At 51.7% G+C, this 12,707-nt stretch carries 10 protein-coding genes; 5 read left to right on the top strand and 5 right to left on the bottom strand.

What is annotated here, in order from left to right; genetic code table 11:
* Positions 1 to 97: 97 nt before the first annotated feature.
* Both ABFZ84_RS00870 and ABFZ84_RS00865 read right to left on the bottom strand, forming a co-directional pair.
* Positions 98 to 1,552 carry an alkaline phosphatase family protein gene (locus ABFZ84_RS00870; protein WP_369311819.1) on the bottom strand — a complete coding sequence of 485 codons (1,455 nt, stop codon included), beginning with the start codon at positions 1,550 to 1,552 and terminating at the stop codon, positions 98 to 100.
* Between the two features lie 85 nt (positions 1,553 to 1,637).
* Entirely contained in the window at positions 1,638 to 3,104 is a 1,467-nt protein-coding gene (locus ABFZ84_RS00865; RefSeq protein WP_369311817.1) for an alkaline phosphatase family protein, read from the bottom strand.
* 271 nt (positions 3,105 to 3,375) lie between these two features.
* Here ABFZ84_RS00865 and yajC point away from each other — a divergent pair, with 271 nt between their 5' ends.
* The 3 genes from yajC to secF are packed head-to-tail and all read left to right on the top strand — an operon-like array spanning position 3,376 to position 6,381.
* Complete coding sequence (gene yajC, locus ABFZ84_RS00860) at positions 3,376 to 3,708, top strand: preprotein translocase subunit YajC (RefSeq protein WP_369311815.1); 333 nt, start codon at positions 3,376 to 3,378, stop codon at positions 3,706 to 3,708.
* Between the two features lie 52 nt (positions 3,709 to 3,760).
* The gene (secD, locus tag ABFZ84_RS00855) at positions 3,761 to 5,395 is read left to right on the top strand and encodes a protein translocase subunit SecD (protein WP_369311813.1); all 1,635 of its coding nucleotides are present in this window, start codon (positions 3,761 to 3,763) and stop codon (positions 5,393 to 5,395) included.
* Between the two features lie 11 nt (positions 5,396 to 5,406).
* Positions 5,407 to 6,381, top strand: coding sequence for a protein translocase subunit SecF (gene secF / locus ABFZ84_RS00850; RefSeq protein ID WP_407067096.1), 975 nt, complete (start codon positions 5,407 to 5,409; stop codon positions 6,379 to 6,381).
* A gap of 73 nt (positions 6,382 to 6,454) precedes the next feature.
* Here the strand turns inward: secF and ABFZ84_RS00845 are convergent, their stop codons facing one another.
* Positions 6,455 to 7,054: a superoxide dismutase gene (locus ABFZ84_RS00845; protein WP_369311809.1), complete on the bottom strand. Its 600-nt coding sequence runs from the start codon at positions 7,052 to 7,054 to the stop codon at positions 6,455 to 6,457.
* A 104-nt stretch (positions 7,055 to 7,158) separates the two neighbouring features.
* On the opposite strand from ABFZ84_RS00845, the gene ABFZ84_RS00840 reads away from it, so the two are divergent.
* On the top strand, positions 7,159 to 7,878 hold the full coding sequence (locus tag ABFZ84_RS00840) for a squalene/phytoene synthase family protein (RefSeq protein WP_369311807.1): 720 nt from the start codon (positions 7,159 to 7,161) through the stop codon (positions 7,876 to 7,878).
* 5 nt (positions 7,879 to 7,883) lie between these two features.
* On the opposite strand, the gene ABFZ84_RS00835 is transcribed toward ABFZ84_RS00840, so the two are convergent.
* Positions 7,884 to 9,518, bottom strand: coding sequence for a chloride channel protein (locus tag ABFZ84_RS00835; protein WP_369311805.1), 1,635 nt, complete (start codon positions 9,516 to 9,518; stop codon positions 7,884 to 7,886).
* Between the two features lie 140 nt (positions 9,519 to 9,658).
* On the opposite strand from ABFZ84_RS00835, the gene ABFZ84_RS00830 reads away from it, so the two are divergent.
* Positions 9,659 to 12,475 carry a hypothetical protein gene (locus ABFZ84_RS00830; protein ID WP_369311803.1) on the top strand — a complete coding sequence of 939 codons (2,817 nt, stop codon included), beginning with the start codon at positions 9,659 to 9,661 and terminating at the stop codon, positions 12,473 to 12,475.
* On the opposite strand, the gene ABFZ84_RS00825 is transcribed toward ABFZ84_RS00830, so the two are convergent.
* Entirely contained in the window at positions 12,472 to 12,690 is a 219-nt protein-coding gene (locus tag ABFZ84_RS00825; protein WP_369311801.1) for a ribbon-helix-helix domain-containing protein, read from the bottom strand. The genes ABFZ84_RS00830 and ABFZ84_RS00825 overlap by 4 nt on opposite strands.
* Positions 12,691 to 12,707 lie beyond the last annotated feature (17 nt).

Here is a 12,707-nt window from a genome sequence, read left to right as displayed (position 1 = left end):
CATGGACCGGTCCACTTCGTTATTTTTTGGAAGAGATCTGCGCAAAAATCTGGCACCGCATTTGAGAAAATGACACAGAATGTAATGATGTAATTTGTTACCGCGTTCGTACTGCATCTAAAACCGGCGCGCTAATATCGCCCGGTCGGGTATATGTATCATCTGGTGCAGTAGAAGGCATCCAGAAAAAGCCGTGCGCATTGTGATCACCATTTCGCAGAACTGATTTCAAAGGAATCTCACCATATTCGTCGGATACTATCTTTCGGAAATCGCGCGCGGTATCCGTTCTGTCCCATTCGACAAATAAATCAGGAAGCAAATCGCGATAGGGGCCATCAAATTCGCGGTCGATACTGACGACCTTTTTCACTATGGCGCGGCCCGTTTCAGGATTGCGGAAAGTTGCTAGGGCGGCGGTTATTTCTTTGACCAGAGCATCATATTCTTGCCCCTTTGTGACGATGCCATATTTTTCGCGGCCCTTAACATTGATCCTAATTGCGCCGGCATTATCATTATGGGGTACGCTGAAAAACTTTCTCCGTTGATATTCGGAATTCGCGACGCGTTGGCGAACTTTGCGAGCGAATGGCGCAATACGCCTACGAATAGCTTGGGGCAGAATGTTGCGATAGGTGTTCTTTGCGACTTCTGCCGTAGACGCAGGGGCCTCAACGCCAAGGTCAATGCGGCGTAGCATTTCTTCAAGCGCATTATTGGCGCTGATGAGCGTCTCCATGCCGGGGCCACCGAATACGAAGATATTAGCGTCAGGTCCGGCCTGTTCAATTATACGGGCAATCGCGCGGTCTTGTTCGCGATAGGTTTGCCGCAATGGATTGTGTAAACGCTCTGCTAGCGCAGCATCATAAAGCTCGTGATTTTCATCTTCGAGAAAATAAAAGTAATGCCCGATATCATGCGTATCAGAATAACAAGCGACGAACAGATCCCAATGATTAGAGGCGATTTGATCAACACAGAAATCGGTTTTAGCCTCGATGCGCTTGAAAGTTTGGGTCAAATAATCCCGAAAGTCTTTCTCGGAATGGCGTGCGCGCGCGGCAAAGCCACCCCCAATGGTATCACCGGTGAAATACTTCTTTCCTTTTTCCGAAAGTGTCGGCGGGAACCATTGAGTGTCTGTGAGCGGGTCATGCCCGAGCCAATTATCGACGAGGATGCCGTTCTTTAATGGCTTTGCGTACATCCGGTGCCAGTCAACAATGGCAACTTTATAACCGGCGTCATCGAGCGTATGCCAGAATGGCGCTACGCCTGGCAACTCCGTTTCATGATTTGGAACAATATCATATGTAGACGGATTAAATTGAAGATAAAAGTAGCGTCCATGATATGACGGGTCAGCGCCGATTGATGCGCTGCTCCAAAATTGCCCCGCACCCATGCCGGGATCATTTTCAATGGCATGAACAGATGCGGCGTCGCGGATTTTTTTAAATGTTGGAAGTTCACCTTCGGTGATCATCTGATCAACCAAGACTGGATTTGATCCGTCAAAACCGAAAAATAGATTGCGTGCAGACATTTAGCCCCCTCTCAACAGATGCTATAAATATGCACATATCGTAGGAGGAACGCAAAATGCGTAAAAAGATAGCCAGTCAAAAAAGCTATCCTAATGGAGGCGACTGCCGCGCCGCTTTTAGAATTATCGGCGTGATGTCCGCAGGGCGATCCGGTTCGTCCGTCGCAAATTCTCTTGGTGTCCAGAAAAATCCGAATGGTTCGTGGTCGCCTGTGCGGGAGTGCGCTGGTTGAGATACCTCACCAAACTTTTCGGAAATCAATGTTGAGAAGTTTCCTGAAGTTTCTGTTTTGTCCCATTCTATGAACAAATCGGGCAGCAAATCTCGATTGGGGCCAGTGAATTCTTTATCGACATTCACAACGCGCTTAACGATCGAGCGTCCGGTTTCAGGATTGATAAACGAAGATACGCCTTCGGTTATTTCTGTAATCAGTGCATCATATTCTTCACCGCGAGAGATGGTGCCGAAACGTTCTCGGCCTTTCAGGTTAATTCGTATACATCCCGAATTGTCATTATGCGGTACGCATAAGAATCGACGGCGTTTAAAGTCGCTGCCTGCCAAGCGGCGCCGCACTGCACGAGCCAATGGCCCAAGCCTTCGGCGCATGGTTTCGGGCACTAGCGAATGATAGGTCTTCTTGGCGGTCTCTGCGGTGGATAGGGGGGCTTCATACCCCAAATCCACACGACGGCAGATTTCTTCGAGCGCGCCATTGGCACTCACAAACCGGCCCATCGCCGGGCCGCCAAGCACAAAAATTTGTGCTTCATCACCCGCAGCGTCCAACATTTCGCCGATGGCGATATCTAACCGATGGTATGTCTGCCGGAGTGGGGCTTTTACTTTTTGGGCTATTTCAGGATCGTGCAGCGCGTGGCCTTCGTCATCAAGTTGAATGAAATAATGCCCGACATTATGTGCCTCGCCGAAACAGGCGATATAAAGATCCCAATCCTTTTCGCGAATTTGGTCAGAATAAAACGACTGTTTGATTTCGATGCGCTGCAATAGCCGGTCGAGGAAATCTTGCAGTTTTTCAGCTGTATCACGCGGCTGGCTGGCGAATCCTTCGGCAATGGGGTCGCTTTCGATATATTTGGCGGCGACGTCACCCATTTCTGGCGGGTGAAAAACGCTGGCGGTTAGCGGTTCATGGGCGAACCACCGATGCATGACCACGCCATTGTCGAGGGGCGACACCGGCATTTTGTACCAATCGACGATCGAGACGCTATAGCCTTCGTCGTCTAGCGTTTTCCAAAACGGTGTGAGTATCGGCAGATCCAGGTCGTCGCACATCTGGATGTCATAGGTTTTTGGATTGAACTGAATATAAAAATATCTGCCATGATGGGCCGGATTGCCGCCGATGGCGACTGATGTCCAAAATTGGCCGTTACCTTGGCCGGGGTCGTTTTCGACCTCATGGGTCGTGAGGTCGTCACGGAGTTTTTTGAAATTGGGGAGTTCACCTTCAGTAATCATTTCGTCGATCAAGTTATGATCTGCGCCATCAAGGCCAATTAGAAGTGTTTTGACAGACATTTTAGTGTATTTTCCCAAGAATCGCAGGTGTTTTAAGGCGTTTCACCTTCGTATAAAGCGAAAACCATACCATTCTGTTGCGATTAGAGAAGGAAGTGTCGGGTTTTCCCGAATTCCATGACGTTACGTGGATTGCAACTGACCGTTGGATCGCTATATACCCGCGGACTCTGGGTTTAATGAATCTGGCTGGCGAAGGGGCGGCAAAGCCGAACTTCACCATAGGAATAAGAAGCAACTGGCTCACACTTCCCGAGGGAGTATACAAAACATGCTATTTTCGCCCGCTTATGCGCAGGCTACTGAGGCCGCTACCGTCAATCCTTTGATGCAGATGGCTCCGCTCGTCCTGATCTTTGTGATTTTTTACTTTCTGCTTATTCGCCCGCAGATGACGGCGCGGAAAAAACACATGGAAATGGTCTCCAATGTTCGGCGCGGGGATGTTGTGGTGACTGCTGGCGGTATTGTCGGCAAGGTGACCAAAGTCCTCGAAGGCGAGGAAGTTATGGTTGAGCTAGCTGACAATGTAACGGTAAAGGTCATTAAATCCACACTCACAGACGTGCGGAACAAGACACAACCGGCTGCAAACGATAAATAAGCGAACGACCAAAAGAAACGAGGCGCGAAACGCGCTGCATCTGGGCTGATCAATGCTTTCATTTTCAAAACTACAGACCGCAGGAATCATGCTGCTCATTTTATTGGGCGTCGTGTTCTGTGTTCCTAACCTTCTTTCCAACGAAGCCCGTGAGTCACTTCCGGGCTTTTTGCCAAAGGGGACAATCAATCTGGGTCTCGACCTCCAAGGTGGCTCACATTTGCTGCTAAGGGTTGAGACAGGCAAAGTTGTTGATGACCGAATGAAGGGCCTGATGGGAGATCTCCGTCGTGAGATGCGCCCAAATCGTTCCGCCGGCCAAGAACGTATTTCGATTGAGAACCTGACTTATAATGACCAGACCGACACCATTACACTTCGGATTGCCGACAGTGCGATGGAAAAAGAGGCTGAAGATCGCATCCGTGACCTCACAAAGGGCGGTGTAGGCGGTGCCCTCGGTTTGGGGTTGCGTGCGTATTCCGTCAATGTTGATGGCAGAACGATTGAAGTTGCGATGACGCCAGAGGCTCAGCGTTTTTACGCAGATGAGGCGGTGCGTGATTCGATCGAGGTTGTTCGTCGTCGTATTGATCCAGCGGGCAATAAAGAAGTGTTGATCGCGCCTCAGGGGCCTGATCGTATCGTGGTTCAGGTGCCTGGCGATAATGACCCGGAAGCGCTGAAAGATCTGATCAACCGTACCGGCCAGCTCAGCTTTCATCGACAAGACCCGACGGTTTCGTTGTCAGATGCTATGGCGGGCCTCCTGCCGCCGGGCCGGGTCTTTTTACCGTTTGCTTCGCTTGAGGGGTCGGGGCGTCCGGGCCTTGTTCTTTACGACGATGCCGAAGTAACAGGGGACATGGTGCAAACCGCATCAGCCAGCCCGAATAGTGATGGCGGCGGGTTCCAGATTAACTTTGCCTTTGATCAGCGCGGCGCACGCCGGTTTGCTGAGTATACGCGCAACAATGTCGGTTCTATCTTTGCTATTGTGCTTGATAACGAAATTATTTCTGCGCCAAATATTCAAACACCGATCACTCAAGGCTCGGGCCGCATCACCGGGAATTTTAGCGCAGTAGAAGCTGCGGAAACATCACTCCTGATCCGCTCTGGCGCGTTGCCAGCTGAGTTAAATACGTTGGAAACTCGATCTGTTGGTGCCCAACTCGGTAAGGACTCGGTTGATGCTGGTGCGAAAGCATTGGTCATCGGCTTTATCGCGGTCATCTTTTATATGGTTATCTCTTATGGACGATTTGGTCTGTATGCAGATATTGCGTTGATCGCGAACGTAATTTTGTTGATGGGTGCACTGTCGTTAATGGGGTCAACACTGACCTTGCCAGGGATTGCCGGTATCGTTTTGACGATTGGTATGGCGGTTGACGCCAATGTCCTAATTTTTGAACGTATCCGCGAAGAAATTCTATCCGGGAAGACGCCAATCAAAGCCGCCGAAGTCGGTTATGATAAGGCTCGTTCAGCAATCATTGACGCGAATATCACCACCTTCCTTGCTGCATTGATCATGTTCCAGCTTGGTGCAGGGCCGGTACGCGGCTTTGCGATTACGCTGGCGGTTGGCGTGGTGACATCTGTTTTCACGGCTTATGTTCTGACGCGTCTCTTTGCGGGCGGTTATCTGCTCTCGAAGCGGCCTCAAGAAATTAAATTGTAAGGGACAAAATGATGCTGCTTAAACTGGTCCCGGATAGTACGAATGTTCGTTTCATTAAGATGCGTGCCATCGCGTTGGTATTTTCCGCGTTTTTGGTCGTTGGGTCGCTTATCGCTGTTTCAACCCTTGGTCTTAATTTTGGTGTTGATTTCCGAGGCGGTGTCACGATCGAAGTTGCGGATGACGAACCGTTAGACATTGGCGAAATTCGCGATGCGGTCACCTCGCTCGGTCTTGGCGACGTTCAAGTACAAGCAATTAATGATTTTGCTGGTTCTGATGATGCGGTGGTTATTTTCATTGAACAACAAACGGCAACCACAGAAGAGGGTGACGACGCCGCGCTTGAAAATGAACTCGCGCAAGAGGAAGCCGCCGCATTGGTGCGGGATACGCTGACTGATCTGCTTGGCGATGGCGTTGATTTTCGTAAGACTGACATTGTTGGCCCAACAGTTTCGGGTGAGCTTGTTCAGAAAGGGGCGCTCGCCGTTGCGCTCGCGATTGGCATGATGCTGATCTATATCTGGCTACGGTTTGAATGGCAGTTCTCGGTTGGTGCCATTGTGGCGCTTGTGCATGACGTGATCATTACGCTTGGTATGTTCGCAGTCACTCGGCTTGACTTTAACCTTGCGACGATTGCTGCGATCCTGACGATTGTTGGTTATTCCATGAACGATACCGTGGTTGTTTATGACCGCGTGCGTGAGAATTTGCGGAAATATAAACAAAAACCGCTTTCTGAATTGCTTGATCAATCAATCAACGAAACCTTGGCACGTACGGTTATGACTTCATTGACCACAATGTTGGCGCTTGTTTCGTTGGCTATTTTTGGCGGCGAAGTCTTGCGCAGCTTTACACTCGCTATGATCTGGGGCGTTGTGATTGGTACTTATTCGTCCATATTTGTGGCGTCGCCATTCTTGATGGCAACAAATGTGAAGCGCGATTGGTCGAAAGTTGTGCCGAGCGGCGCGTGAGCGTTCGTTCAACAGTAAGATACGAAAAAGGGCGGCCCACGGGCCGCCCTTTTGTTTATTTGGGATGGCCAATTTATGCTTTGGCGAGATTCTCGGCGACGAAATCCCAGTTCACGAGATTGTCGAGGAATGAAGCAATATAGTCAGGACGCTTATTCTGGTAATCGAGATAATAAGCATGTTCCCAGACATCCATAGTCAAAAGCGGCGTTACGCCTTTTTCAGTGAATGGTGTTTCAGCGTTCGGCGTTTTGCGAACTTCGAGTTTTCCGCCTTTTGCCACAAGCCACGCCCAGCCTGAGCCGAACTGTGTTGCACCAGCGTCAGAGAACGCTTTTTTGAAACCGTCAAAATCGCCAAAGACATCGTCGATCGCTTTGGCGAGGTCACCTTGTGGCTTGCCGCCAGCATTTGGTGCCATGCAGTTCCAATAGAAAATGTGGTTCCAAGATTGCGCAGCGTTGTTGAAAAGACCTTGGTCGCCTTTTTCGTCGGCGGCACGAACAATGTCTTCGAGCGCTGCACCGTCAAGATCTGTGCCTTTAATGGCAGCGTTCATTTTGTCGATATAAGCGGCAGTATGTTTGCCATAATGGAAATCAATGGTCTGCTCTGAAATGTGTGGTGCAAGAGCGGTCTTGCTATAAGGAAGATCGGGAAGTGAAATCGCCATGGAATTCGCCTTTCTCAGGGTTGCATAATATGACTTCGGCTCATAACGCCTGAAGTCGAAATCAAAAAGAGGCGCGTCGCCCAATTTGCGGCAAAAAAACCGTCATGTCTGAACAACGAACAGATAGCAGTACATATTGTTCCACCACGGTCCAATCGCAAGACGAGGATCGGTGGTTAGCCTGCGGCTATGCGTCCGAACCGCAAAAGCGTGCGCTGATTGCGCTCTATGCATTCCAAATTGAATTGCGCCGAATTCCGGCGGCGGTCAGTGAGCCAGCATTGGGGGAAATCCGACTTCAGTGGTGGCGCGAAGCATTTGTTGAAATTCGAAATGCAAAACCTCCCCGTGCACACCCGGTGGTTGAAGAGTTAGCTGCCGTTGGGTTAGCCGGTGACGGTTTTTCTTCGCTTATAGACGGGGCCATCGATGCAGCCGCGCGTCCGCTATATGGCGAAGGTTTTTCGGATGTTGACACCTTGGAGGCGTGGCTAATCACAGCGGATGGTGCAATCGATGCGATAGCCGTTAAATTATTGGGTGGTGATGACGCGTTGATCGATATTGCAAAAAAAGCCGGGGCTGGGTTTGCATTGGCGCGTGAGGGGCGGGGGCTTGCCTCAAATTTGGCGGATCAAATTGGTGAACGTGCGGTTACGATTGCAGCTACTTTGCGACCCGAGTTGAAACGAGCGCCGGCAGAGGCCACTCCGGCATTGCTTCATGTGGCTCTTACAAAGCTATACGTAAGCCATCAAAGCCGTCAGTTTCCGATCAAAAAGCGTTTGAAGCTTTTCTTTGCAATGGCTTTTGGATGGTTTTGATCTAACTAGGTGTGATGTTCGATATTGTCTTCAATCAATGCTTTATTATAGGCGGCAAGCGCTTTTACGCGTGAAAGATAGCCAACAATTTGATCGCGATTTTCAGCATTCACAACCGGCAAGCCATGCTCTTCTGCGTCATTGAGACGGGCTAATGCATCACCTAGAGACTGGCGAGTTTCAAGGCGATCAGCGTCGGGGGCGAGTGGTGATCCGGGCGGCATCGCCTCCATGACATCGCGTACTCGGGTGGTTTTGAGAATAATTCCTTGCGGCCCCTCTGAGAGATCATATCCGCGACGTGACAACTGCCAATGAAAGAATGAACGCCCGCAAATATATTGCGTGATCAAGGTCGCAATGGCGACGGCTACCATCAGCGAAATGGTGATTCCGTATTCGCCGGTTAGCTCGAACACGATCAAGGTTGTAGAAATCGGGGCACCGAGAATTGCGCCACTGGCCGCGCCCATGCCAATCATTGCGTAATAAACGGGGCTTGCGGTTACGCCGGGCAGTAATTGCCCTAGCGCTGCGCCAAAGGCCGCGCCAACAAACGCACCAATAACGAGGCCCGGTGAAAACACACCACCACCAAAGCGGCAAGAAAGCGTAATCGCTGTGGCCGCACATTTCATCACGACTAACATAACCAATAGCGGGATTGCATAATCGCCATTGAGCGCCTTGGTTACGGCTTCATAGCCGACGCCAAAAACTTCGGGATAGAATATGCCAATAGCGCCAATGATAAAACCGCCAATGGGGGGCAGCAGCAGATAGGAAATATTTCGTTTTTGCGCGAATTCACGAACTGATACCGTCATTTTCTCCGTAGACAGAAGAAAACCGGATGATATTAGCCCGCAAATAATACCCAGCACAGCGGCGAGCGGAACATCGATGTTGGAAATCGCTCCATATTCGGGGGGGGCAAATGCCGGGAAGTTCCCCAAATGGATTCGCGTGACAATCGCTGCGGAAACGCTGGCGGCGGCAATCGGCCCAAAAACAGAGAGGGCATAATTGCCCAAAATGACCTCTAATGCGAACAAAACACCTGCGATGGGAGCGTTGAAGCTGGCGGAAACAGCCGCAGCAGCGCCACATCCCAACAGTGCCCGACGTTGTTTAGCATCAAATCCAAGCTTCCGATTAAGAAGAGAGGATATCGTCGCCCCCAAATGGACAGCCGGACCCTCGCGCCCGGCACTGCCGCCCGCGCCGAGTGAAACCGCAGATACAGCCGCAGCAGCAAGACCGGCGCGCAAAGAAATGCGGCCGCCGGAAACGGCTCTGGCTTCGATGACGTCAGCAACAGCCTGACCGCGCCCGCCGGGGAGCCAGTTGAACCTTTCTGCAAGATAAAGCATCGCCGAGACGACCAAACCGCCAAGGACAGGGGCAACCCAGGCCCGCCATGGGCTAAGCGAGGCCGCGCCGCTTGTCATGCTGGCTTCGGTCGCTCCAAAGGCAAAAAGCGAGACATTGTCGATTGCGAAGCGAAACCCGATTACCGCATAGGCAGCGGCGATCCCGATTAAAATTGCGACCACCCAAACACGCATCACATCGATCCGCGGGAAGCGGCGGCGCATTTTGCGCAGTAAAATCAATATGCGTGCAACGTTCCGCGTCATGACCAATCTGGCGTGGTTAAGGAAAGGTTCTCATAACAGACTTCTTGGTGAAGTCTAAATGTCACAATATGTTTAACGCAGCATTCACCGTGGGTCGGCATAGTCCATTCTGGATTAATAAGCCAATCATGGGGAACACTATGACTGCGAGCACCTATACGGCGCGCAATAGCGGAGACAAGATCGAACCTTCTCGTGCGGCATCTGCGCTTGAGCGGTGGCGTCGCGCAGTCGCGGAGGCTTTGGGCGGCGATCCCGGTGCGCCGCTGGATCAACCCGACAGACGGCTATTGATGCTACGTATTTTTGGCACAACCCGGCGGCTCGCCGATTTGTGTATGACCTATCCTGACGCGGCAGCAACCTCGCTCACCGATGGTGCATCACCTATTTTGGCACAAGCAGCGCGCGATATGTCTGCACTTGATCGTGGTGTCGGTGGGCCAGATGCACTCCATGCGGCGCTCGCGCCGCTTAAAAACCGGGTCGATGTGGCGATAGCGATTGCGGAATTAAGCGGGCAATGGGGTGTCGCAGAGGCGACCGCCGCGCGTGTGGATTTTACGGAACGGATGGTTGAGACCGGACTACGCTGGTTGGTGCGAGCCGCAGTAAAACGTGGCGAGCTTAGCGTTGAAGACCCAGACAATTTTCTAAAAGGTGTCTTCGTCGTGGCGGGAGGAGATTTCGCGCACGAGGATCTTTCACCATATGGGCCGCTTGATCTAATCGTCGTTTATGACGAAAGCGTTTTTGCGGCACCAAATGCACGCGGAACAGACCGTATTTTTGTGCGGATCGGTGCCGAACTAAGAGAGGCCTTTGAGGGTAAACCGGGCGAGCACACGCTTTATGCCTTGCGTACCCCATTGGGTTCTGGTGTCGGCGGTGCGGGCTATGCGGATAGCGTGGCGCGGGTTTCGGCAACGGCAAAAGGCCCACAAGCAGACCTCTTGAAGATGTGGTTGAGTACTGCACGCATTGTTGCTGGTGATCGTGCGTCAGGTGGCGGGTTTCTGGAAAGTATCGAAAAACTGGTTTGGAGCGACAGCCCGATTTCGGTTGAAGTCTTGAAAAACTTTGTCGAAAAAAATGATAGCGACCCTCGGAGTACTTTTCGCGGTGTTGCTGATCTCTGCCGGTTGGCGATCGGCGGCGTGCGCCCCGTGTTTCGTACGGCTTCGGCGCGAGATATTTTTGAAACCGCAGCGCAATCGAATTTCATTACCCGCGATGCGTCTCGTCGGTTGATTGCCGGTGAAGAGCTGGCTCATATCTATATTTCGCGACTTCAGATTATCAAAGGTTGCCCGACCATTGATGTACAGCGCGACGACGAGAAAGAAGCACTTGCACGGTTGTGTGGGTATACGGAATATGACGATCTATTGGTTGCACTTGAGGGCGCAAAAACGGATGCGAAGAACTCTTTGCGTCGGCTCGCGACTGGCCCACAACAAGAGGTGGCACTATACCGTAGCCAAGAAGATGGTGCAGACCATGATGCGGATAAGCTTGAGGATCTTGGCTTCCTCAACGGTTCAGGATTGTCGCAATCCATTGATAAATGGATGCGTCGGAGTGGAGAGAAAAGTGGTGAAACACGATTTTCTGCATGCGCACCGGGTTTGCTGACTGCGTTTGGTGAAACACAATATCCGAACGAAGCCGTGCGCCTGTTTGATCTATTGATCAGCGTAGCGGGTGAAAAACACGATGTGTTCTCGCTTGTGCGTGAAGGTGCGCCAGAGCGCGATGGGCTTGTTGATGCGATTGGCTCTTTTGCTGCTGCGGTTGAACCATTGCTGAAAACCGATGTTGCTACTGATATGCTGTTTGATGGGGGCGGGGTCGAAGTTCCTAAATCCCGAGAAGAATGGCTGACGCGGTATATGCCGCCGAAACCTGACGCGCAGAATGCTCTTCATGATATTGGCGTGTGGCGTGAGGAATTGATTGCGCGTATTGCCTATAGTGCGTCAACCGGGTCCACGAGTTTTGATACGGCCGTGGAAGCTATCAATGACGTTCATATCTGCACACTGACGAAAACGTTTGAGGCCGTTAAAGCCTCAGCTTCCGCTGATACAAAGTCGGCTGCGGACAAAATCGCGCTGCATATTTTTGAATCTGACGGGCCGCATTTGCCGGGCGCGTCGACGCATCTCGGGTTTATCAGCGCAGAACCGCTTGGTGAGGCCGGCGAGGCATTTGCTCGGGAGTATCTCGAAGCTTTAAGTAATATGTGTGACGGCGTGTTTGCGGTGCTGCCCGATACGACGCACAGACCCTCGGGGGTGAATGGTGCGTTGGTGCCCGACCTCAAAGCGTTCAAGTCGTATGTTCAATCAGAGGCTATCGCCCACGAACAGATCATGTTGGCGCGAGGCCGCGTGATTGCAGCCGGTGATAATAAAGTTGCGGATGCTGCCCGTGATGCCCTTCGGGGTGCAATCGCCGGTGCGCGCCGCGCGGATATTTTGTTCCGCGATCTCGATCGAGCACGGGCGCAACGAATGCGACGCGAACGGCCTAGCTCGGATTGGGATATTGATCGGATCGAAGGCGGACGTTCAGACGTAGAGCTGATCATCAGCACGCTCATTTATAAACATGCTTCTGCGCATCCCTTCGTGCAGGACTGTGACCCCGCTGAGGCGCTAGAGGCCATGGCACGTTCGGGGCTTATTTCTGAGGAAACTGCAAAAACATTGCGGTCTGCGCGTTCTTTCTGGGCGCGCCTTCAGTTGGTTCGCACACTCAGCCAATGGCGTGATCCAATCCAAGCGCCGGTGCGCAGCCGTTTTGGCGGATTGTTAGCCCGGGCAGGTGGCGTGCGGGAATATGATCAGGTCCGACCAATGATGCGAGGATATGCAGATGAGGTCAGTCGTTCCTATGCGCAAATTGTGTTGGGCCGACCAAGTATCAGTTCTGTTGCCCACGCTGCCGGTTAGTCAGCCCTGGTTTTTGCGTTGAGAATATAAACCCGTATCGCTGATGCCAGCCCCGGTGCGGGATCTAACTTGAGGCGATTGCGATCAATTTGATTGATCAAAGCGGGCAGGGTGCAGTTTTCCTGCGCGGCTATGACAACCAATTCGTCCCAGAATTCCCTCTCTAGGGAGATACTGGTGCGGTGGCCCTTTAGGGTGATGGATCTTTTTAACATTGGAATAGCGAAAACCG

It is taken from the genome of Hyphococcus lacteus (genome assembly GCF_041058985.1).
In the GTDB taxonomy this organism is placed as follows: Bacteria; Pseudomonadota; Alphaproteobacteria; order Caulobacterales; family Parvularculaceae; genus Hyphococcus; species Hyphococcus lacteus.
The sequence above is the reverse complement of the archived record's forward strand: the minus strand, read 5'-3'. Positions and strand labels throughout refer to the sequence as shown.